This is a genomic window from Sphingobium algorifonticola (assembly GCF_004005485.1).
GTDB lineage: Bacteria > Pseudomonadota > Alphaproteobacteria > Sphingomonadales > Sphingomonadaceae > Sphingobium > Sphingobium algorifonticola.
In genome coordinates this window covers 847623-869432 of sequence record NZ_RZUL01000002.1, presented here as the reverse complement: position 1 = coordinate 869432, position 21810 = coordinate 847623, and the positions used below count along the sequence as shown (strand labels likewise).

Here is a 21810-nt window from a genome sequence, read left to right as displayed (position 1 = left end):
TGCCCTCCCGAGCGGGCGAACGGCAGATAACCGAGCTCGTCAAGCACGATCAGGTCGAGCCGCGACAGCTGCGCCGCCAGGGTCCCGCCTTTGCCGATCCGGGTCTCCTCTTCGAGGCGTGTCACCAGATCGACGGTGTTGAAGTAGCGGGCGCGAGCGCCCCTTCGCACGACATTGGCGGTGATCGCGATGGCGAGGTGGGTCTTGCCTGTCCCCGTGCCGCCGACCAGCACGATATTGCGGCGAGGCGGGAGGAAGGAGCCGTCGTGAAGGGAGCGGATCATCTCCTCATTGATCGGTGTGCCCTCGAAGCTGAACCGCTCCAGGTCCTTCACCACGGGCAGCCTCGCAGCCGTCATCCGATAGCGGATGGAGGCTGCATCCCGGTGGGTCGCCTCGGCACGGAGCAGGTCGGTCAGTATCTCCATGGTGGTGCGCTTGCGCTGGAGGCCGGTAGTGACCGCCTCGTCGAACGCCGCCGCCATGCCCTTGAGTCCGAGGCCGCGCATCGTGTCGATCATATCATGCCGCTGCATCATAGCCTCGCAGCAGATCATAGCGGGCACAGTCGGCGAGCGGAGGATGCTGCAGCATCCGGTCTTCCGAAGTGACGATGCTGTGGGGTGTCGCCGGCTCGCGGCGCCGGGAGAGGATGTTGAGGATCAGCTCGTCGCTGGCCGTTCCGTTCGCCAACGCTTCGCGCACGGCAGCCTCTACCGGCTCCAGGCCATCGGTGAGGACCGCCGAGAGGACCCGCACGAACCTGCGATCGGCCTCGTCCCCGGTGCCGAGCCTTCGCCGTAATCGGTGCAGGGCGGGCGGCAGATCCCAGTCCTGGAACGGTGCGCCGTTACGCAGCGCGCCGGGCTTGTGCGCGAGGACCGGCAGATAATGCCAGGGATCGTATATCGTGCGGTTCCGACCGAAGTGGCGCTCATGCTCCCCGACGATCGCATCGCCGCAGCGTATGACGATGCGATCGGCATAGGAGCGCACCTGAACGGTCCGGCGTGCGGCCGTCGACATGACCGAGTAGCGGTTGCGATCGAAGCTGATGAGGCATGTGCCGGTGACGGCATGCTCGCTCTCATGGAAGCCGTCGAACGGTGCCAGGATCGGCTGCAGGGCCGGTCGCTCCATATCCAGCGCCTCGGCGACGGTAATATCCCCGCGTTCGGGATGGGCATGATGCTCGGCCCAGCGCCGGCACTCGGCCTCCAGCCACCCGTTGAGCTCGGCCAGGCTGGCGAACCGGAGCCGCGGCTGGAAGAAGCGGCCTCGGATCGTCTGGACCTGCTGCTCGACCTGGCCCTTCTCCCATCCCGCCGCCGGCGAGCAGGCGGTCGGCTCGACCATGTAATGATCGGTCATGATCAAGAAGCGGCGGTTGAACACACGCTCCTTGCCGGTGAACACGGCCGTCACCGCCGTCTTCATATTATCGTAGATACCGCGTCGCGGCACACCGCCAAAGAACGCGAACGCCCGGGCATGGGCATCGAACAGCATCTCCTGGCCCTCGCGCGGATAGGCCCGGACATAGGGTGCGCGCGAGGCGCAGAGACGCATATGCGCCACCTTCACCCGCATCGGCTTGCCGGCGATCTCCACATCCTCGTGGCTCCAGTCGAACTGGTAGGCCTCACCCGGCTGGAAGGTCATCGGGATGAACGCCGGTGCGCCTTCGCCAGCATCCTTCCGCCGCGCAGCACGCCAGCGCGCCGCATAGCGGCGCACCGCATCATAGGATCCATCGAACCCCTCGCGCACCAGCAGGTCATGGATACGCGTCATCCGTAGCCGATCGCGACGGCCGCGACCTTCGTTCTCCTCAAGCAGCGCATCGAGACGATCCTGATAAGGACCGATCCGCGGCAGCGGCTGGACTTTGCGCTGATAGTTGAACGCCGCCTCCGGCGACCGGATCGCTTTGCGGACGACCTTCCGCGACAAACGAAGGTCACGAGCGATCGCCTTGATCGCCTTACCCGCTGCATGCTCACGCCGAATCCGAACCACTGTCTCCACGATCAACATCCCGTTCTCGCCAACTGATCAAAACCAGTCGGCCAACTAAATCCCCGGGATGAAGGGGTCCTTTTTGCACGCCGATCACCCCACGAAGGGGGTGCCTATTGCACGCTGATCCTCAACCAAGATCAAATGTTGCTGTTGCCGACAATCCATAGACCGTTCGCTCATCCCGATTGGGCGCATCAATCGAGACGCGACGATCAAACGGGCGGTCGCTCAGAAGGCCCGACTGATTTTCCTCATGGGTGTAGTCGCCGACGATTTCGACTGTCAGAGCACCGTCTTCCGGACGATAACCAAGGTACGTACGATTGGCGATGCTGCTCCCGCCTTGAAGACGCGACCCATCCGCAAGGTTCTTTACATAGCCATCGCGCGCAACATGACTGACGGCAGTCTGAACATAGAATGGGCCATCGCCAACACGACCGCCGACGCTGCCGCGAATCCGCTGCAAATCATAGCTTCCGTACTCAATCTCGACAGCGCCGGTGACAGACTCTGCGGGGCGACGCGAAACGATCGAAAGAGCACCAGCGACCGTATTGCGTCCAAACAGGGTCCCTTGCGGACCTCTCAATACTTCAATGCGTTCAACGTCAAACAAATCGAGATTGAGTGCGCTGCGGCCCGTCAGGTAGACGCCATCAACATAAACACCAACGCTCGATTGCTGACCCTGTCCGACAGCGGCAGCGGAAATACCACGCAGAGAAAAGCTGTTTTCATTTGGTGTCGCGCCGGGATCGAACGACAGGCTCGGCACCAATCGACCCAGTTCATCAAAACGGGTTATTCCACGGTCGGCCAACGTGGCACTGGTGACGACCGTCAGAGCTAAAGGAACATCCTGCAGCCGCTCCGTCCGCTTTTGCGCCGTTACGACGATGTCCTGCTGCTGCAACGCCCGATCCGCGCTGTCTGCGGCTTGTCCATGGGCGCGTTCCGACATGCCCGTCAAAAGCAGCGCCACAGTGGTCCCGTTTAACACGCGCAACAGTCTTTTATGGTAGTCTTTGCTGGGTTGGCCAGCGACCTGCCTGAATACAGCCATCTTATCCTCTCCCCGATCTTGTTAGTAAGTGATTACACACTAACTAACAAGATCGTCAAGATGGTAGTGGGCCATCAAGATGCATTTGCAGCGGGAAAAGTCAGGACGAGATCAACAATCGGCGATGGAGCGGCGCAAGCGTAGTGGTCGATGAAGGCCTGCTATTGTCCATCGTTTGCCGCAGCAGCACGTGATCTCACCTTGTCCACGGCTACGCCATGCGCGAGCAAACCCTGCCGATATTGTATAACCAGACTCGTCATATGACGCTGCGAATCACGCAGCAGTTTTGACAATATCTTCGCGGCTTCCTTGCGTTCGTTTCGGCGCATCAATTTTATAATCTTGTTCTGTGGCGCCCAGTCCAGGCGGGCCGCAGGATCAAGCCACCGGGTCAACCAGGCAGCTCTGACCAACCGCGTCTGCGCATCGTCAGACGCGCGGGCGAAAAAATCGTTGCCCGACAGTCGAACAAGTGCGGAATGATAATCCAGTACGGCCTGCGAATAAGTTTCCAGTGCAGGATCGGCAACCACACGATCCACAATGCCCTGCATCGCATCGAGTTTCTCTCGCAATCCATCGTCTTGCGCCAGCAGAAGCGCCGCCGGTTCAATCGCCAGGAGCAATTCATGAGCTTGGCCTATCTCTTGCGGATCGATGGACGTAACCTCGTAGCTGCGCCCGCGCCGACGGATCAATCCGTCCGCCTCCAGCCTAGCCAGTGCCGCACGCACGCTGGTCCGGGAACTGCCGACCTCGTCGCCCAGCATGCGTTCGGATACCGGCTGCCCGCCCCGCAACTCGAATGTAAGGATGGCTTCACGCAAGTGATTATACGCTTCCTGCGCCTTACCAAGTTCGACCGGAGGCCCATGCGGCGTGGCAGACCAACTCATATCATTATGTCCGGAAAGTCCTGTATGGATGAAGGCGGACAGCAGACTAGCTGCTCATACCACCATCCACAACATATGTTGCACCGGTGATCCAGCGGGCATCATCGGACAGAAGAAACGCGGTGATGGCAGCAACATCCTGGGGTTGGCCTGGGCCGAGCGGCAATGCATCATGAAAGCGCGCGAGGGCAGCTGGGCTATCGCCGAATGTTCTATCCACCATAGAGTTTGCCGCGGGGGTATCGACGAAGCCAGGACACACGGCATTGACCCGGATCTTTGCGTCACTCCGTGAACCTTCAAGAGCTGCGGTGCGCGACAGGCTGACCACCGCAGCCTTGGATGCGCAATAGGCGGCATGACCGGCGCTACCCTGAAGTGCGCCGAGCGACGCGATGTTCACAATGCCTCCCCCTGGGCCATCCTGCATGGCGCACATGGCGAAGCGCGTACCCAGATAAACGCCGACAGCATTGACAGCGAAAACATCCTGCCATTCAGCGAGTGTCGATTCCACGAGCGAAATGGTTTGCCCGCCAATGCCGGCGTTGTTGACCAGCCCGTCAAGTCGGCCAAAGCGTGCGAGAACATCCTGCATAATGCTCTCCCAGGATGCCTCGCTGGCGACGTCATGTTCAAATGCAACGCCGTCGAGACTGCTTGCAACGTTCTCCGCTCCGTTTCCGTCGCGATCGGTTACAATGATGGTCGAACCCTCTTCTGCGAGGCGACGCGCGATGGCAGCGCCGATCCCGCTGGCGGCCCCCGTCACCAAGATGACCTTATCCTGTAACCCCCTCATGATCGATCAGCGCAGCATCGAAGGGCTCAGCCCCAGTGTCACGCGCCCGGCCGCAGCATATTTTTCGGCATTAACCAGGAAGTGCGATGCTGCCACGTGAATATCACGGAAGTGCCGCTGGATAGGCGACGCTTCAAACACCGCCGTCCCCCCAGCTGCCGCGTAAAGTCGATCGACCGCGCTTACGCAACTATGCGTAGCATGTGTCGCTGCCAGATGCAGCGCCGTCGCAACCGATGGCCCCGGTGCGTCGCCAATACGAGCTATCGCACTTTTTAAATATGCCCTGCTTGCCTCAACCTCTGCCACTGCACGACCCAAAGCATCTTGCGCCATGGCCTTGTCAGCTAATACGCCTTTCGACATGAGCGGCGTCTTGCTTACAGATAACGCACTGAATGCTTCGATACAGGCAAGGGCAATGCCAGTAGCGACAGGCGCATGGGGAACCATCATCATCGCCATATATGGCAAAGCATCGTACAGCGGGCCGACCTGACGCGGCGCCAAAGTCGTCATGTCAATGGCATGCCGATCGGGAACGAACACATTGTCGACCGCAAAATCCTGACTGCCCGTGCCACGCATGCCATGCACATGCCATGTATCGATAAATTGCACGACGCTGGAGGGGAGCAGGAACAACCGGGTCTGCGGTCCCATCGGTCCCGTCAGCGGGACATCGGCACCCTGCTCGAAAAGCATCGCTCCGCCGACGATCCAGTCGGAAAATCCTGTCGCCGTGCCCCAGTCCCAGCGCCCCGATACATGCCAGCCGCCATCGGCACGAACAGCGCGTCCGCGCGGATTGAGGCTCCCCGCACTTGCGATGTGCGGCCCAGTCCAGATTGCGGCGGCAACCTCCGGATCGATATAGGCCGACAACTGGTTCGTCGTCGCAACTTTTAACAGGCACCACCCCGCCGCCGCATCCGCCTTTGCCACTGCTTCAATCACGTCTACAGCGGTTGCAAGATCGTACTCCAGACCGCCATAAGCCCGCGGTGTCAGAATAGAGAACAGACCCTCGTTCCGCATGAGTGTGACCAGCTCGCCCGGCAGGCGACGCAACTCCTCTCCCTGCGCCCCCAACCGGCTGATTTCATCGGCACGGGCCACGATCCGTGTCACGGCATCGTTGCTCATCGTGCCATCACCGCGTCTTTGCCGGCTTCTGATGCACGATGGCTTTTCAGCCGCCGGGAATAAGCGGGATCGAGACGATCGGGAGTCCAAAGAACAGTATGATCCAGGGTGACCTCGACATGCGCCACACCTTCCAACGCACCGATCCGCTGATGCGCCTCGGCCACGAATACCGCCGCCATCAGGCAAGTGGGATCAGTAACGCCCAGTACAATTGCCACATGCGCACCGTCGGCCGTTTCGGTGATGGAGATGGCATGGATCAGACCCATTTCGCCGATACTGGCTGGCATTCCGGCCCGAATGCTGCACGGATCGATGATCGTGTTCAGGGCTTCGCGTACATCTGCGCGGGTAATCATGCTGCGGCTTGCTCCAGTTCGCGAACCATCGTCCAAGGCGCATCCAACTTGCCGTCGATGCCATAGATATCAGCCGAACAAGACGTCCGCGCGGCCTCGACATCGATCCCGTGAAGCGTGCAGAAATTACGCCCCAAGATGCCTGCCTTCATTTCATCGCTCAGCTTTGAATATCCGCGCGGCATCTCAAGCCGCCAGAAAGCCTCGACGAAAGGCTGTGGATGCATGCCGGTGGCACCGGTCGCGAACATGATGCGCTCATGCTTGCCCGTAGCGATCAGCGGTTCGATTATGTCGGCAAACTTGTCCGCATTGTTCACGGCGTAACACGGTGTGCTTTCGAGGTTGATCCAGACGTTGTCATATTTGTCGAGCAAGGCTGCGGTTTCTTCCGCAAAGGCAAATCCACCGTGAACGATTTCGAATTGCAGATCGGGGAAGGCCGCGATCGCGGGCGCCATGTCCCGCACATGATAATGCTCACGCCCGATCGGCCCGAGCGGCACGGCCTTGTGAACCGCAATTGTGCGTATACCCTTCGTCCGACAACGTTCGATGAGCGGCATAACGGCTTTATCGTCATCCAGCTGGACCGTGACAATCTTGCCTTCGACAAGGTCAACGGGATAGAATTTGACGCCCAGAACATTGGGCCGCCCGGCGACGCTGTCTATCCAGCCGACCGGATCGGGGTGCGTCGGGCTTAAATCGGCATAGATCTGCATCCGATGCGGAAATTGTGCCGCAATTTGTTCGCCGATCCAGATTGGTGAAGAACCGTCACCGAAAAGGCCGTACATCGGCACCCCGTGGTAACAGGCCATATCGATATGGCTTTCAGCGAAAAGAACCCGCTGCATCAGTTCCGGCTGTAGCGTGAACAGGTTCTGAAATTGTTCGAATGTCAAACGGTAACGGGCATCACCTAGCGGGTGCAAAGTGTCGAACCCAAAATGATAGAGCATGCGAACGATTTCGGGCATGAAGGGCGCACGAAGATTATCGGATGTGAAGTTGAAACCGTGCACCGCCGCGTCGACAACAAAGACACCATCGATCATACGGATTCTCCGGCATCGCGGGTCTGCTCCGACACACGCGACAGCGCGGCCTGAAGTATGGTTTCGTCCTCACTGTAATGCGCCCCGGCGATGCCGATGCCCCCAACAGTCACGGCATCGACGACCAGCGGCGCACCACCTGGAACAGCGAGCATGTCGGGCGATGAAGACAATGCTGCCGCTGCCAGCGGATCCTGGCTTACCAGCCCTGCAACCATCGCGGTTGGCACACCCATCACTGCCGATGTGGCCGCCTTGCGCCTTGCCGCTTCCATTGCGGGATATCCCGTATTGTCGGTACGACGCGATGCCAGCACATGCCCTCCTCGATCGACGCAGACGATGGCCACATCATGCGCCAGTTCGCGCGAGACGGCTGCCGCTGCTGCAATCAGCACCTCGGCCGCATGAACGTTGCGCTCCCCCATCAGTTCGCTCCATATTTCACTTTAGAATACCAATATGGTATACCGTTACGATAATGGTGTCAATTATCCGGTGTTGAGGGGATTCGCATGCACAGAGAGACGATCGCGCAATCACGGTCTGCGGGATCAGCAACTAGGTTGCTGACGGGATTGTTCGCTTTGTTGGCAATAATTGGTCTTTACCTCTGGCATCGCGGCCCAGCCATTCAATCCGGTACGCTGTCTGACGCATTCCGCTATGGTATTGTCGGCTTTATCGACGGTGCCGCTTTTGGCGACGCCGTTCGCGCTGAGAAGGGCCCCATCTTTATCATCGCACTCTCGCTCGGCATGACTGCAGCTACCATCCTCTGCTTCTTGCTGGGACGGTCGCTCGGGAGGTTCGCCGCGCGAATAATGCCCGCCGCAGGTGCTGCATCATCGGCAACGGCAACTTCGCCAGGCAAGCTGGCAAAGGTGATTGCATTTTGCGCCCCTCCCCTGCCCCCTCAGAAACCCGGACAAAAGCCATTTCTTGTCCGCAATGGACATCTGATTGCGGCGTTCATCCATTTCCTGCCCCCGCCCGGTCCCTGGTGGTTGCGTATCGTTCTCGCCATCATCCTGGGCACAACGTCGATGCCGACCCGGCTTTACATCTTTGGCGCGACTGCCGGATGTGCGATGCATGTCGGGGCTCTGTGGTTCGCCCACCGGGCGGGCATCATGTTGCCGGCGTCGCCCGATGGATGGATCGGGCTGCTGCTGCTTGCACTGCCCGTAATTCTGACAGTCCTCGTACGGACATTCCATCTCGTACGCAGAAGATTGCAGCCATGATACGCAAAAAACGCCGTACGAGCGCGATAGGGCGTTTGCTCTATCGTCACTCAGGTTGTTGCGAAGTCGTCATCTTCTCCCGACAGGCGATCGCTTCTCGTTCGCGCCGCCATTGCGACGGCGGCATTCCCATGTATCGACGAAACGCGGTCGCGAAATAGGCCGAATCGGCAAATCCGGTTGCTACAGCTACATCAGCCACCGTGACCGACGAAGGCGTAGATGCCAGCAGCGCCGATGCTCTCTCCATGCGCAGCCGACGGACTGTCGATGCAAAGCTCGAGCCGCTGTGCTCGAACAATCTGTGCAATTGGCGCAATGATAACCCACAGGCTCTTGCCGCATGTCTCGCGTTCAAATTTGGGTCTTCGAGATGGTAATGAATAAAATCATGCAACCGCAGCAGACGAACATCTTCTTTGTCACGGATCGCTGCGGTACCAGATAAAGACGTTTGAAATGCATGTCGGATCATGTTGGCGAGATCGGGAAGAAGGCCCACCATTGCGTCTGCCCAGCCAAACGATGACTGGCTCTCCACGGCGCGGATCGTGGTACTCATGACCGCACCCAATCCAAAGTCCGTCGATATCGGGACGCCTAGCGGCAGATCAGAAAATGCGTCCGCAGGCAGAAAAACGATAGTGTTGCGCAGCGATCCCGCAAAATGCAGGGCATCGGGCAATGCATGAGGGTTGTAGAGCGCGGCTTGTCGCGACTTGGCCAGCAACGGTTGATCATGTCGGGCATGTGGCGCTTCGACCAATCCCGATCCCAACATGATAAGGATGACATAATTGAGAGGTCTGTCGTCAAGCGGGCTCCATTCTATGTCCAGATGACCTCCCCCTTCGCTCGAACTGAATGCCCAGCCACCAAAATGGGTCAGCCGCACGTTGAACGGAATGTTGCTGTCGAAAGCGTGCACCACAAATCCGCTCAGCAGGTGCCGCAAGTTTTCAGGTGCTGTCGCCAGCGCATTTCCGTCTGGATCGATCAGATCAATGATGCGGCGCATGGAGATACCCTTATGGCGTAGAATCGAAATATTATGGCACGAAAGTGAATGGCTTCAAAATGCTTTGCCATATAATTTCGTCCTACAAAATATCCCTGATCGGAGAGACGACTTGATGACTGTCACCTTGAACGCTGCCACCGCCGTCATTGCGAAAGCCATAGATGCAGCGACGGCTCAGAATGTACCAATCGTCGCTGTGGTCACGGATGTCGCAGGACATATTGTTTCAATGTCCCGCATGGATGGCGTTGGCCATGTGAATATCGAAGTCGCTCGAAAGAAAGCCTTGGCGTCGGCCACTTTTGGACAGCCCACCCATGAGGTCGTCGACGCGGTATCGCGCGATCCGCTGGCCAAGATCGTTGTCCTCGGGGATCAAAGCATCAATCTTTTGCCGGGCGGCATCCCGCTGAAGGACGGGGAAAGGGTGATTGGCGCTCTGGGCATAGCCGGCGGCTACTATCTTCAGGACCGAGCGATAGCCGAGTTCGCGGCAGCCTGAACATTCAAACATAAGTTGGAGAAGATTCCATGGCCACGCTGGCGAAAAGTGATGCGTCCCCCGCCCCGCGCACACGCGGGTTGAAGATTCCGCCTCAGGGTGTCGGCGGCTTCGATCGTAGTTGGTTCCCGATATGCCTTTCTACCGATGTAGGGCCTGGCGAAGTCATTGGGCGGGAATTCATGGACGGTCAGATCGTCATATGGCGCGGCGAGAGCGGTACGCCGCATGTACAGTCGGCCTTCTGCCGACATCTTGGTGCACATCTCAAGGTCGGCGAGGTGGTTGGAGAGCATATACGCTGCGCGTTTCATCACTGGTCCTATGACGGCAAGGGCCAGTGCATCAAGATCGCGGCGGGCGACACGCCGCCGCGCGACGCGACGTTGTTCGACTTCCCCACGCGCGAAAGTCTGGGTCTGATCTGGGCTTTCAATGGCGATGAGCCAGATGTCGAGCTTCCGCATTTTTCCGCACCGGAGGACACTCTCCTGCTGAAGGCGCACCATGTCAAAGACATGAACATCGACAGTTACATGGTCTTTTCGAATTCGATGGACTTTCAGCACCTGAAGGTAGTTCACGGTGTGGAACTGATTGGCGATCTTGAAGATCTCGAGATTACCGATCGGGGCATGACCTATTCGCAAAACATGAAAATACCCGGTATTGGCACCGTACGTCAGACCATCCGCGCATGGGGCACCAACTCGATCGCTCTCGAAGGGGTGACGATGGGCCGAAAGACATTCCAGATGTCCGTAGGTTGTCCATTGCCCGGGAACAGAGCGCGCATTTTCAACATAGACTCGACAGTGAAGCCAACGGATGCACCGGGCGACGCTCAAATGGCTGAGCAGCTTATCCAGATCATGATTGATTTTGGCGACCGGCTCATTGCCGAAGACGCACCGGTGCATGACAGCATGAGTTTCCGGCACGATCGCATGGCGGAATCGGACAAATATCTTGCGATGTATCTGCGATTTGCCCGGCTCTACCCGCGACATCATCCTGCGGCAGATCTGATCGCGGTGTAAACAACACTCGATATTGCAAATAGTATTCCATTTTGGTATACCAAAAATAATACTCGGTAATAGAGTAGCCTGGGAGGGATGAAGTCATGACGAGACGTACCTGGATTATTGCCGCACTTCTGTCTGGCGCAGTTAACCCTGCTATCGCGCTGGCAAGTGGCGCAGATGAGGTGCAGGCGAGCGATGCGGCTGCCGAAACCGAGCAATCCGGACTTGCCGATATCATTGTGACCGCGCGGCGCGTTTCGGAAAATTTGCAAACGACTCCCGTTGCGGTCACCGCTTTCGGACCTGAGGTTCTGGCTCGCAACTCTGCGTTCGACATCCGTGCGATTGCGACGCAGGCCCCGAATGTCAATTTGCAGGCCGGGGGCAACGCCGCGGGCGGCAACAACACACAGATATTCATTCGTGGCATCGGCCAGGACGACTTTTTGCCAACTGCCGACCCTGGTGTGGGTGTCTATGTGGATGGCGTGTATCTTGGTCGCTCGGTAGGCGGGTTGCTGAAGGCTGCTGATCTCAGCCAAGTTGAAGTGCTGCGTGGCCCGCAGGGCACGTTGTTCGGCCGCAATACCATCGGCGGCGCATTGAACATTCGCACTGCCGATCCGGAACTCGGCGTCGTCAAAGGCAATATCGAGCTGAATGTCGGAAATTACGACATGATCGGCGTCAATGCCGCGCTTAACCTGCCGTTGGGAGACACTGTCGCAGCCCGCGTGTCAGGCACGTACCGTAAACGCGACGGCTATGGTGAAAGCACGACAGACGGCACCGAGTTCGGCAATGAAGATTATGGCCTGATCCGCGGCAAGCTGCTGTGGGAAGCCAGCGACGCCGTAACGGTAACGCTCTCGGGTGACTGGTATCAGCAACGCCAGAACAACAATCCTGTCGCGGTGTACGGCCTCGTTTGCGCGGACGGCACGCTGGGTGTCTGTTCGACGCAGGCAGGTACGAATATTCCGAACGTTGGCAATTCTTCGATCATCGCGCTCTACAACGGATTTGTCGGTGGTCCGTCGGGAAATCCCTTCACCAATGCGGAACTGCGGCCGTTGACTGATCCTTATGATTCGGGTGCCACCGCACCAAGTCAGGATGATGCAGAAATATGGGGCGTTTCCAGCACTGTGGACTGGGCTGTCAGCGACAGCCTGAGCTTCAAATCGATCACGGCGTTCCGCAAGCTCAATGCCCAGTTTCAGAGCGACAATGACGGAGCGTCGGTCAATATCGCATCGACCGACGATGATTTCCGGCAGCGTCAATTCAGCCAGGAAGTACAGGCCATCCTTGATCTGGATCGTTTGAATGCGGTTCTGGGACTTTACTACTTCAACGAAAAATCGTCCGACCTCAATACAGTCAATATCACGCCGGGACTATATGCGTCGTTGAACAGCTCGCCGGTGCTCGTAGGGCAAACGGTTACGCCCTGCGCCCTGGCGGCGCGCACTCCCATCCCGGGCACACCGTTTTTCTCCTACGGATCGGGGTTTGGCTGCACGAACAATATCGCCAATACGACCCTCGATAACGAACTGTTGGTCGATCAGACCGTGAGAGTGCGCAACTTTGCGGCATTTGGACAGGGCACGTTCCAGGCAACCGAGAAGCTCAGTTTCACCGCAGGGCTGCGATTGACATATGAGAAAAAGTTCTTCGATTATTTTCAGCAACGTCTGGGGGTCAGCGCGTCACTGGGCACGCCTTATTATGCCGTTGCACCAAGCTCTGCCAAAGACAGCTGGACCGACCTATCTCCTCGCTTTGGCGCGGAATATCGTTTCACGCCCAAGATCATGGGCTATGCATCTTATGCACGTGGTTTCAAGAGCGGTACGTTCAACGGCCGTGCCACGAATACGCAAGGGGTGGCATCGGTCGACCCGGAAACCGTCAACCAGTTCGAAGTCGGGCTGAAGACGCAGACCGCCGACAACCGATTGCGCGTGAACGTCGCCGGCTTCTACAGCATCTACCGTGATCTCCAGTTGCAATCGGTCGTTCAGGACCCCGCGCAGGGCCTGCTCATCAATTTGGTCAATGCAGGACGCGCACGTGTGTACGGCGCGGAACTGGAAATATTGGCAAAGCCGATTCCTGCTATCGAACTTGGGCTTGCGGGCGGTTACACCAATTCCCGCATTACCGAGATCGATGCGGCGGTGGCGGCGGCTACCGGCGTCGCCGATGGTAACACGCTGAAAAAGGCGCCGAAATGGAACTTCACGGCCAGCGGTCAAGTAACGCAGCCTATCGACGGCGTGGGTGATGTTCTAGCGCGCATCGAATATGTCTATGTCGGCAAGCAATTTCATGATGCAGCGAACAATCCGGACACTGTTGAGGACAGCTATGGACTGCTCAATGGCCGCCTCGCGCTTACCATCGGCGATCGCTATTCGATTGCGGTCTACGGTCGCAATCTGACCGATGAAGTCTATTTCAACTCGCTGTTCCGGACCGGCGGCGGCCAGTCCGTTGCTTATGTCGCGCGTGGACGTGAATTCGGTGTGTCGCTGAAATGGGACTTCTGATGCATCGGGCAAACGGATGATGCGCAGCGCATTCTGGACGATCGGATGTGCCGTCGCGACTGCTGCGACGGCACAATTCGCCGCAGCGCAAACGGCACAATCCTCCGTGAATGCAGATGTGCTCCCGACGACAACCGCCGGAACAGTCATAGAGGGGATACCGCGTCCATTCGGCCTGGCCGGTGGACCGCCCCGTCCGTTCAGCGGCGCAGATTATGCTGCTGGCCTAGCTATGTTGCGACGCTCACTGCCGGATTTGCGGATCACCATTCTCTCCCGCGACACCATCGGAAGCAGGACGGTACTGCGCTTGCAGTTCTCGGGCCGCTTCAGTGGAGCGCCCCTGCTGGGATACAAGGCAAACGGTGCCTTGGTCGAGTTCGACGCCATCGACATCATCGACCGAGAGGCAGGCGGCAAGATTGCAAAAGTGACGACCAGCACGAACTTGTTCGCGCTACTGCGCGCTATTACCACCGCAATGCCCGTGCGGGAGCCTGTCCGCCCGCTAGAGGGCAAAACAGTCTACCGTGCACGACCGGGTGATTTTATTGAATCCCTTGCCGCCGAGCCCGACGGCAGCCTGCTCATGACGTTGCTGTACACGGGCACCATCATGCGGCTTTCGCCAGACGGCAAGACGCAGCTCATCGCTCGCCTGCCCGGCTATCGCCCCGGATCACCCGGCTTTATATGCCTGGTCCGCGAAAAAGACGGGACAGTTTACGCCACCGTTCAGAACCATGACCCGGCGGGCCAGCCCGTCAGTCAGCTTTGGCGCATGAACCTGAACGGCGAACTCGAAGAAATCGTCACTTTCCCGCCGGAGGCACAGCCGAATGGCCTGACATCCGATGGCCGCGGCGGGATTATTGTCGGCGATAATGTCGCGGGTCTCTGGCATGTCGATCCCGCCAAGCGCAGCGTCGCGCGGTGGAGTCTTGATCCCTTGTTGAGTCGACGAGATTACATCGGCACATTGCCGGCCGCCAATGGTGTCCAGCGCATTGGCGATCTCGTCTATGTTACCAATTCTGACTGCGGGCTTTTGCTGCGTTTGCCGATCGCGAAGAATGGGTCGGCAGGTGTGCCCACCGTTGTGGCCACCAGTGTCCCGGGAGATGACTTTGCGCTGGATATCGATGGTACCGCCTATGTCACAACGCATCCACATGACAGCGTGATTCAGGTTGCGCCGGATGGCACCTCGACCGTCATCGCGACAGCAGCACAGGCACTTGCAGGGCCTACGTCGGCGGTGATCATGAAAGATCGGGGTGTACGTTATCTCTACGTCGCCAACGACGGCGGGATATTCGCCAATCGAGCGCGATCCGACCAGACACCCGGCATTACGCGATACCGCCTGGAGGCAGCGCAATGATCACCTTGTACGGCCCGCCCCATTCGCGGGCGTTCCGCGTCCAGTGGATGCTGCGGGAACTGGGCCTTGCGCATGATATGGTGCCAGTCGATTTCTTTTCGGGGGCTCAGCTGACTCCCGAATATCGGGCCATCAACCCGAATGGCCGGGTACCCGCCTTGTCGGATGACAATGGCGTGTTCTGGGAATCACTGGCAATCAATCTGTATCTTGCACGACGACATGGCGGCCCATTGGCGCCCGATGGTCTGGTAGAGGAAAGCCAGGCTGTCCAATGGGCCCTTTGGGCTGCCACGGAAATCGAGACGCCTCTTCTTGTCGTTCTTGCCAATAACGCAATGTTTTTACCCGAGCATCGCGATGACTCAGAACTGGAAACGGCCATCGACAAGCTCTCCCGTCCCTTGTCCGTGCTCGCCTCGCACCTTGATCGGCATGAATATCTGCTCGCAGATAGATTCACCGTTGCCGACTTGAACGTCGCGTCAATTATGGCGATGGCGAGATTGGCGGATATGGACCTGGACGCATGGCCGACGGTGGATAGCTGGCTCACAAATGCGCTGAACCGGCCAGCCGCCGCCGATTACCACCTCATGAAACTACCGCCCGGTCCCCGGCCGCCGCACTGGCAATCCATCATTATGTGACACACAGCTTATGTCACATGTTCCTGTCGTTCACGCCGCACGTTTGTCGAAGCTGACGCTTGCTTGATCGAATACCGGCAAACCGATCATATAGAATAGCGCGTCGTCTTCCGCCGCCAATTCCAGAACGTCGCCACGCTCCGCCCACGTCGTTGATCCTGTGAACCACTGGCTGTCCGCCAGATTGCCTGCCCCGGAAAGCGCATACAGCAGTATCGGTTGATCCGTGGCGTCGATGCGATATCGGGTTCCGGCCGCCATCCGCAATTGGGCAACATCAAGACCGCGTTCGTTGAACCGGCCCAGAAACTTCCGGTCAACGCCGGGTGTCAGCGACACAAAGCCGAAATGATCGGGGTTCATCAATATGGGCGCGTTATAGCGCGGCGCGGAATAGGCGATCGTACGCCCGTTAGCTGCCTCCCAAGCGGCTTCATAACCATCCTTGTTATGTCGCTTGCCGTCCTCCTCCCATGTAAAAACCCCATTCGAGAACGTACCTCGCTGCTGCAAGGCCTCGATCGTCTTGCGCATGAGCGCCTGACTCAGGTAGCCTGCCCCGCTCGCACCGGCGACTTGCAACAAGAGGGTCTTGGACGATCCGACACCTCTTTGGGTGTAGTAGGTTCCCTCGCAGAAGTAGCCGACACTGCCCGGCTCCTGCTTGAGATCTGGGCCAAACTCGAAGTTACCATCGAGCATGATCCGCAGTTGTTCGAAATTATGGCGATGGCGCGGTGTGACGTAGCCATCCGCGATATCAACAATCGTCAGGGCGAAATTGTCCGGTGCACCCTCATCGCCTTCCATGAGATGGACGAACGATATGCCACCTGCGCGATGAGCAGACGCCCCGCTCGTCGGCGCGTCAGCGATGTGGCGTATTCTCATGGCGTTATTCTCCCTGTCTTGGCTCAGGCTAGCCGTAGCAGGTCATAGCATATTGTCAACAATATTGTAGGGCAATCTTTGAACGAACAATGTCCGCTTTGCATTGTGGGCGATAAAATTGCGTGCGACAGTCTATGGATCGCGAAGACTGGCAGAGTGAAAACAGGGGGAATGCCGCAATGAATGTATCGACCGTGGAAGCGATTACAGATCGGCTGCGTGAAGACATTCGCAGTGGTCGACTGGCGCCTTCGCAAAGGCTGGTCGAGGCCGATTTGACCGTGGCGCTCGGCGTCAGTCGTGGCCCTTTGCGAGAAGCCTTCCGGCGTTTGGCAAGCGAAGGACTGCTTGAATTGCAGCATCATCGCGGCGCAAAAGTGCGGCAACTCAGCAAGGCGGAGATCATTGCGCTCTTTCAGGTTCGCGAAGTTCTCGAAGGACTGTCGGCACGCCTCGCTGCAATGGCTGTGCAGTCAGGCGCATGTGACTCTGCTCCGCTAGACGATCTCGTAAATGCCATGAATGTGGCACTGGATGACGGCAGGATTGGTGCCTATCGCGAGAAAAATCAGCAATTCCATGATTTGATAATGGCAATGTCCGGCAACGCCCGACTTGTGGAGATTGCGCGCCAGCTTCAGGTTTCGGTGGGGCGCGTCCAGTCCGCCACGGCAATAGACCTGGGCACACAGCGTGCCGGTCAGGCCGTCCATATCGAAATCGCCAAGGCAATCGCTGCCGGTGACGCCGACGCAGCCGACGAAGCCATGCGACGACACATCACGGACAGCTTAAGGATCGTGACGACGGACATCTGAGCAACGACATCACAACTTCCGGGATTGATCTCCCAAACGTATCCCATTATGGTATACCAAAATGGGATAGGGAGGATCTTGTGATGAGGGGCAGAATATCGTGGAGCGTCGCAGCATTGATGGCGACGCAAATGTGCGATCCCGCGTTGGCTCAGGACGATGCCGAAGGGTTGGCCGACATTATCGTGACGGCGCGCAAGGTCAGCGAGAATATCCAGAATAGTCCCGTCGCCGTGACGGCAATAACAGCAGGCGAATTGACCGCCCGAGGCATAACCTCGGTCAACGAGCTGGCGCGTTCGGTCCCAAACCTGAACATTACGCAGGGCATTGCCGGCGGATCCAGCGCGAATGCCGCGATATTCATTCGTGGCATCGGCCAACGTGATTTCATTCCGACTGTTGACCCGGGCGTGGGCGTCTATCGCGACGGCGTCTATCTGGGCCGTAGTGTCGGTGCCAACCTGGATTTCACGGACATAGAACGCATTGAAGTCATCCGAGGTCCTCAAGGCACGCTTTATGGCAAGAACACGATCGGCGGCGCCGTCAATATCATCACAAGACGCCCGTCGTTCGCATTTACCGCGGAAGGGCGTCTGACCCTGGGTGAGCGCGATCGCTTTGATCTCGACGCGACCGTATCAGGGCCAATTATCGCCGATCGGCTGGCTGCAAAAATCAGCGCAGCGTCACGTTCGGCCGATGGATATGTGACCCGGATTACCGATGGGCTGAAACTGGCGAATACCAATCGTCAAATGCTGAAGGGCGAATTGCTGTGGAAGCCAGCAGAAACCCTCGAAGTGTTGTTGTCAGTCGACGGTATGCGTCAACGTCAGGAATCCACGCCCGGATATGTGCTTCTGATCGATCAGGTCAACCCGAATACCGGCGCCGCGACCATAATCGGCCAATGGAATGCCCTGGTGGCCCCGCGACTTGGCGTTGAACCCCTGACGAACGCCACCGGCGCGACCGGCAGCCCTTACAGGATCAAGGGCACATCGGCGAGCTACGACGATGTTGACAGCTGGGGCGCAGCGGTGACCGTCGATTGGGATCTGGGGAACGCGCAGCTCCGGTCGATTACCGCTTACCGCGATTTGCAATCCCGCTTCTCGTCACCCATTCAGCCGATATTCTCCAACATCAACGACATCGACCAGAACCAGTTCAGCCAGGAACTGCAATTGACGGGCAAAGCCTTCGGCGATCGCTTCGACTGGCTGGTCGGCCTCTATTATTTTGAGGAGAATGCGGCGGCTTTATCAGGCGCGCGGTTGTGGACTGGCCTTGTGATAACGGTCCCGAATGCGGCGGCGTGCCAAAGTGGGCGTGGTGTCGTATGCGTCGACTTCAACAGCGACAACGACCTCGATACCGAGGGCAAGTCCTATGCAGCATTCGCGCAGGGAACATATCGCCTCACCGATAGACTGTCGCTGACGGGCGGGCTGCGATACACCTATGAGAAAAAGAACTTCTCGATCCTCGCAACCCAGCTCCAGATCAACAGGATCGCAGCGCAAGGGTCTGCCCGTGACAGCTGGGACGACTTTTCTCCGATGGCGTCCCTCAACTATCAGGCCACCGATGACGTCCTGCTATATGCCAAAGTGGCACGAGGCTTCAAATCAGGTGGCTTCAACGGACGCCCGAACAACACCCAAGCTGTCCAGCCGGTCGATCCAGAAACCGTGCTGTCTTACGAAGCGGGCGCGAAATTGGAGCTTTGGGACAAGCGACTGCGGTTAAATCTGGCCGGGTTCACAAATGATTACAAGAATTTCCAGGAAGTCGTTTCGATTACCGACCCCAATTTCGGGCTTCTTTCCATCGTCGAAAACGTCGGCAAGCTGAAGACCCAAGGCGTGGAAGCTGAAGTGACGTTCCGTCCTGTTCCGGCGCTCACGCTGTTCGGATCGCTGGGTTACACGGACGCCCAGTACAAGGAAATCCGGGCAGGCGCGCCGTTCGGTCTGGAAGATCGGCCGGTTCAGGTGCCGGAATGGACTACAAGCCTGGGTGCGCAAGTCACAAAGGATGTCGGCAATGCGGCGCAGCTCCGGTTGCGTGCAGACTGGTCGTACAACAGCGGTTACGAAAACTATCTCAATAACGTCAAAGCAGGCGCAACGGACACGAGTTTCCGCGATGGTCTGGCGACGAAGAGCTTCAATATCGTCAACGTCCGCGCCACCTATGCCTATCAGTCGAACGCCGCAGACTGGGATATTTCTGTGTACGCGCGGAATCTTCTGAATGAGACCTACCTGGTGACCGCCGGATATAACTCAGGGTCGGGCAATGGCTCGGGTGTCGTCAATCCTCCGCGCGAAATCGGTCTTCAACTTACCGTGAGATATTGATGATGACACAGTCGTTCAATCGATCCGCGCTGACAGCTGCCCTGCTGGCCACAAGCCTGGCCCCTGCCCTCGCCGCAGCACAACACGCGAAGGATGAGCAGACCCTCATCCTGTACAACGGCCGCATCCATGTGATGGACGATAACAACCGCGTCGTGGACGCCATTGCACTGCGGGGCAACACGGTGTTGGCTGTAGGCAATGAGGGAGATGTGCGCGCATTGGCCAAAAAGGGTCAGGCGGTCGAAGTCGATTTGAAAGGACGCACCGTCCTCCCCGGGCTGATCGACGGCAATATCCATGGCACACGGAACGCCTATTATTGCTGGACCAGCAACATCCGGATCGATTTCATTTCGGATCGAAACGAAGCATTGCGACAGATCAGCCGCACGGCCGAAGCAAATGCACGGGGAACATGGCTGTGGACTACTCGCCTACCAGCGGTTTTCCACGTAAATGGCCTCAGCCCTCCGGGCATGTTCACGCTGGCCGAGCTGGACCGCGCGGCGCCGAACAATCCCGTGATGATTATGGCCAATGGCTTTGGCCTTAACGCACAACTGAACAGTGCGGCGATCAAGGCTCTCGATCTGAAAGCCGGCGATCTCGGCGTCGAGTTGGGCGAAGGTACCGGCACCCTTACGGGCAAGGTCGCAATGCCGGCCCTTGACAGGGCCCGCACAGCGATTTCCAGGCAGTTTGAAGCCGCCAGCCTGGGGCAGCAGGCAAGTTGTTATCTCGATTTTTCCCACGCCATGAATCGGGCGGGGCTAACCAGTTACGCCGGAGCACAGCAAGGGGGCATCTTCAATGCCGGCGCATGGAGTGCGAATGCCGGTGTACCCGGCGCACGCCTGGCTCCTGAGGCCGACGCGCCGCGCGCAACTCCGGCCTACCGCGAAAAGGCATTGGCGGAAGGGGTTCTGCCGACGAGCATCGATCGCGGATGGGCGGAACCTAATCCCATGGCGATGCCGCGGTTCGATTATGACGGCAACCCTCATCGAGACGGTCTGAACCCAGTGAACGAACTTGATCGCGCAGGCCTGCTTTCGACGCGTGTTCTCGCGATGCTTGATCCGCGCGGCGGCGGCATAGAGGGCGTCAAAGCAACTGTGTATCATTCCGTAGGCATGATGGGGAATGATCGCGTGCGGATCGGCGGGATTGGCCCGGGATTTTACATGGGCCAGGTCCGTTTCGGCAACACCGCAACGCTGTTGCCGCCCAAGGATTATCGTCAGATCATCGAGACACTGGCGTGCAACCGCTGGAACTGGACCGACCAAACTTATATCGAAGCGACCGTCCGCTACAAACTCGATGTCATCGAGGCGGTAAACCGGACATGCCCGATTGCCGGACTGCGCTGGTCTTTCGAAGGCATTCAGGAACCTCTCGCGCAGGCTTCCCTCGATCGGATAAGGAAATTGGGGATCGGGGTAACGACCTTTTCCACCAATATTCAAGGCAGGTCACCCTTGCCGGATGTGGCAGGACCTACGCCATTTGCGGATCTCGTGCGATCCGGCGTGAAATGGTGCATGGGATCGGACGGCACGCTTGGCAATCCGTCAGATCCCTTCGGCCATATGTGGTATGCCGTGACTGGCGAGACGATGGATCCCAATGGCCTGAAGCAGCCACCTAGCCAACGGATCAGTCGCCTTGAGGCGTTGAAGGCCAAGACCGTCAATTGCAGATTCCATCTGCAGAACGACCGTATTGGCTCTCTGCGTCCTGGCGATCTTGCCGATCTCATCGTACTGTCCGATGACTATTTCACCGTGCCGGAGACGGACATTCGCTACCTGCATTCTCTGCTCACTATCATGGATGGCAATCCGGTATATGCCGAAGGCCCTTTTTCCTCCCTCGATGATCCCTTTGTCGCCAAAATTAAGGTTTTCAAGGACAACGCCCGAGTCAGATGATCGGCATGGAAACCGGCAAACGGCCAACCGTTTTCGAGCCGGGA

General features: G+C 58.3%; 20 protein-coding genes. 9 read left to right on the top strand and 11 right to left on the bottom strand.

The genetic code is table 11. The features are described from left to right. The 9 genes from ENE74_RS09190 to ENE74_RS09150 form a co-directional block, all read right to left on the bottom strand. Positions 1-536: ATP-binding protein (locus ENE74_RS09190; RefSeq protein ID WP_127690534.1), on the bottom strand; the 536-nt coding region annotated here is incomplete at its 3' end. Further along, the gene (istA, locus tag ENE74_RS09185) at positions 523-2037 is read right to left on the bottom strand and encodes an IS21 family transposase (protein WP_063977055.1); all 1515 of its coding nucleotides are present in this window, start codon (positions 2035-2037) and stop codon (positions 523-525) included. The genes ENE74_RS09190 and istA, both read right to left, overlap by 14 nt. A gap of 112 nt (positions 2038-2149) precedes the next feature. Continuing rightward, entirely contained in the window at positions 2150-3088 is a 939-nt protein-coding gene (locus ENE74_RS09180) for a TonB-dependent receptor (RefSeq protein WP_127690533.1), read from the bottom strand. A 161-nt stretch (positions 3089-3249) separates the two neighbouring features. Beyond that, positions 3250-3987, bottom strand: a complete 738-nt coding sequence (locus ENE74_RS09175; RefSeq protein WP_127690532.1) for a GntR family transcriptional regulator — start codon at positions 3985-3987, stop codon at positions 3250-3252. A gap of 46 nt (positions 3988-4033) precedes the next feature. Then, entirely contained in the window at positions 4034-4789 is a 756-nt protein-coding gene (locus ENE74_RS09170) for an SDR family NAD(P)-dependent oxidoreductase (RefSeq protein ID WP_127690531.1), read from the bottom strand. A 6-nt stretch (positions 4790-4795) separates the two neighbouring features. Then, positions 4796-5935, bottom strand: coding sequence for an acyl-CoA dehydrogenase family protein (locus ENE74_RS09165; RefSeq protein WP_127690530.1), 1140 nt, complete (start codon positions 5933-5935; stop codon positions 4796-4798). Beyond that, positions 5932-6297, bottom strand: coding sequence for a metal-sulfur cluster assembly factor (locus ENE74_RS09160; RefSeq protein WP_127690529.1), 366 nt, complete (start codon positions 6295-6297; stop codon positions 5932-5934). The genes ENE74_RS09165 and ENE74_RS09160 overlap by 4 nt, the downstream gene beginning before the upstream one ends. Next, complete coding sequence (locus ENE74_RS09155) at positions 6294-7358, bottom strand: amidohydrolase family protein (protein WP_127690528.1); 1065 nt, start codon at positions 7356-7358, stop codon at positions 6294-6296. Before ENE74_RS09155 ends, ENE74_RS09160 begins: the two co-directional genes overlap by 4 nt. Continuing rightward, positions 7355-7786 (bottom strand): GlcG/HbpS family heme-binding protein, encoded by a 432-nt coding sequence (locus ENE74_RS09150; protein ID WP_127690527.1) that lies wholly within the window; start codon positions 7784-7786, stop codon positions 7355-7357. Before ENE74_RS09150 ends, ENE74_RS09155 begins: the two co-directional genes overlap by 4 nt. A gap of 138 nt (positions 7787-7924) precedes the next feature. Here ENE74_RS09150 and ENE74_RS09145 point away from each other — a divergent pair, with 138 nt between their 5' ends. Next, positions 7925-8605 carry a hypothetical protein gene (locus ENE74_RS09145; protein WP_164847428.1) on the top strand — a complete coding sequence of 227 codons (681 nt, stop codon included), beginning with the start codon at positions 7925-7927 and terminating at the stop codon, positions 8603-8605. Positions 8606-8651: 46 nt separating this feature from the next. Here the strand turns inward: ENE74_RS09145 and ENE74_RS09140 are convergent, their stop codons facing one another. Further along, the gene (locus ENE74_RS09140) at positions 8652-9623 is read right to left on the bottom strand and encodes a helix-turn-helix transcriptional regulator (protein WP_127690525.1); all 972 of its coding nucleotides are present in this window, start codon (positions 9621-9623) and stop codon (positions 8652-8654) included. A 115-nt stretch (positions 9624-9738) separates the two neighbouring features. Here ENE74_RS09140 and ENE74_RS18215 point away from each other — a divergent pair, with 115 nt between their 5' ends. The 5 genes from ENE74_RS18215 to ENE74_RS09115 all read left to right on the top strand — a co-directional run bounded on the left by ENE74_RS18215 (position 9739) and on the right by ENE74_RS09115 (position 15748). After that, complete coding sequence (locus ENE74_RS18215) at positions 9739-10128, top strand: GlcG/HbpS family heme-binding protein (protein ID WP_241241927.1); 390 nt, start codon at positions 9739-9741, stop codon at positions 10126-10128. 29 nt (positions 10129-10157) lie between these two features. After that, the gene (locus tag ENE74_RS09130) at positions 10158-11168 is read left to right on the top strand and encodes an aromatic ring-hydroxylating oxygenase subunit alpha (protein WP_127690523.1); all 1011 of its coding nucleotides are present in this window, start codon (positions 10158-10160) and stop codon (positions 11166-11168) included. Between the two features lie 86 nt (positions 11169-11254). Next, a complete protein-coding gene (locus ENE74_RS09125) occupies positions 11255-13714 on the top strand; it encodes a TonB-dependent receptor (protein ID WP_127690522.1) in 2460 nt (819 codons plus the stop codon). A gap of 16 nt (positions 13715-13730) precedes the next feature. Next, on the top strand, positions 13731-15098 hold the full coding sequence (locus ENE74_RS09120; protein WP_127690521.1) for an ester cyclase: 1368 nt from the start codon (positions 13731-13733) through the stop codon (positions 15096-15098). Next, positions 15095-15748, top strand: coding sequence for a glutathione S-transferase family protein (locus ENE74_RS09115; RefSeq protein ID WP_127690520.1), 654 nt, complete (start codon positions 15095-15097; stop codon positions 15746-15748). Before ENE74_RS09120 ends, ENE74_RS09115 begins: the two co-directional genes overlap by 4 nt. 30 nt (positions 15749-15778) lie before the next feature. On the opposite strand, the gene ENE74_RS09110 is transcribed toward ENE74_RS09115, so the two are convergent. Then, positions 15779-16639 (bottom strand): hypothetical protein, encoded by an 861-nt coding sequence (locus ENE74_RS09110; RefSeq protein ID WP_127690519.1) that lies wholly within the window; start codon positions 16637-16639, stop codon positions 15779-15781. Between the two features lie 134 nt (positions 16640-16773). On the opposite strand from ENE74_RS09110, the gene ENE74_RS09105 reads away from it, so the two are divergent. The 3 genes from ENE74_RS09105 (at position 16774) to ENE74_RS09095 (ending at position 21766) form a co-directional block, all read left to right on the top strand. Then, complete coding sequence (locus ENE74_RS09105; RefSeq protein WP_127690518.1) at positions 16774-17457, top strand: GntR family transcriptional regulator; 684 nt, start codon at positions 16774-16776, stop codon at positions 17455-17457. 119 nt (positions 17458-17576) lie between these two features. Next, positions 17577-19829 carry a TonB-dependent receptor gene (locus tag ENE74_RS09100; protein WP_164847425.1) on the top strand — a complete coding sequence of 751 codons (2253 nt, stop codon included), beginning with the start codon at positions 17577-17579 and terminating at the stop codon, positions 19827-19829. Further along, entirely contained in the window at positions 19829-21766 is a 1938-nt protein-coding gene (locus ENE74_RS09095) for an amidohydrolase family protein (RefSeq protein ID WP_127690516.1), read from the top strand. The genes ENE74_RS09100 and ENE74_RS09095 overlap by 1 nt, the downstream gene beginning before the upstream one ends. Positions 21767-21810: the final 44 nt, after the last annotated feature.

Bases quoted from the DNA above. Each gene is read 5' to 3' on its own strand.
- istA (WP_063977055.1), bottom strand. From the start codon at position 2,037: ATGTTGATCGTGGAGACAGTGGTTCGGATTCGGCGTGAGCATGCAGCG.
- ENE74_RS09180 (WP_127690533.1), bottom strand. From the start codon at position 3,088: ATGGCTGTATTCAGGCAGGTCGCTGGCCAACCCAGCAAAGACTACCAT.
- ENE74_RS09175 (WP_127690532.1), bottom strand. From the start codon at position 3,987: ATGAGTTGGTCTGCCACGCCGCATGGGCCTCCGGTCGAACTTGGTAAG.
- ENE74_RS09170 (WP_127690531.1), bottom strand. From the start codon at position 4,789: ATGAGGGGGTTACAGGATAAGGTCATCTTGGTGACGGGGGCCGCCAGC.
- ENE74_RS09165 (WP_127690530.1), bottom strand. From the start codon at position 5,935: ATGAGCAACGATGCCGTGACACGGATCGTGGCCCGTGCCGATGAAATC.
- ENE74_RS09160 (WP_127690529.1), bottom strand. From the start codon at position 6,297: ATGATTACCCGCGCAGATGTACGCGAAGCCCTGAACACGATCATCGAT.
- ENE74_RS09155 (WP_127690528.1), bottom strand. From the start codon at position 7,358: ATGATCGATGGTGTCTTTGTTGTCGACGCGGCGGTGCACGGTTTCAAC.
- ENE74_RS09150 (WP_127690527.1), bottom strand. From the start codon at position 7,786: ATGGGGGAGCGCAACGTTCATGCGGCCGAGGTGCTGATTGCAGCAGCG.
- ENE74_RS09140 (WP_127690525.1), bottom strand. From the start codon at position 9,623: ATGCGCCGCATCATTGATCTGATCGATCCAGACGGAAATGCGCTGGCG.
- ENE74_RS18215 (WP_241241927.1), top strand. From the start codon at position 9,739: ATGACTGTCACCTTGAACGCTGCCACCGCCGTCATTGCGAAAGCCATA.
- ENE74_RS09130 (WP_127690523.1), top strand. From the start codon at position 10,158: ATGGCCACGCTGGCGAAAAGTGATGCGTCCCCCGCCCCGCGCACACGC.
- ENE74_RS09125 (WP_127690522.1), top strand. From the start codon at position 11,255: ATGACGAGACGTACCTGGATTATTGCCGCACTTCTGTCTGGCGCAGTT.
- ENE74_RS09120 (WP_127690521.1), top strand. From the start codon at position 13,731: ATGATGCGCAGCGCATTCTGGACGATCGGATGTGCCGTCGCGACTGCT.
- ENE74_RS09115 (WP_127690520.1), top strand. From the start codon at position 15,095: ATGATCACCTTGTACGGCCCGCCCCATTCGCGGGCGTTCCGCGTCCAG.
- ENE74_RS09110 (WP_127690519.1), bottom strand. From the start codon at position 16,639: ATGAGAATACGCCACATCGCTGACGCGCCGACGAGCGGGGCGTCTGCT.
- ENE74_RS09105 (WP_127690518.1), top strand. From the start codon at position 16,774: ATGGATCGCGAAGACTGGCAGAGTGAAAACAGGGGGAATGCCGCAATG.
- ENE74_RS09100 (WP_164847425.1), top strand. From the start codon at position 17,577: ATGGCGACGCAAATGTGCGATCCCGCGTTGGCTCAGGACGATGCCGAA.
- ENE74_RS09095 (WP_127690516.1), top strand. From the start codon at position 19,829: ATGATGACACAGTCGTTCAATCGATCCGCGCTGACAGCTGCCCTGCTG.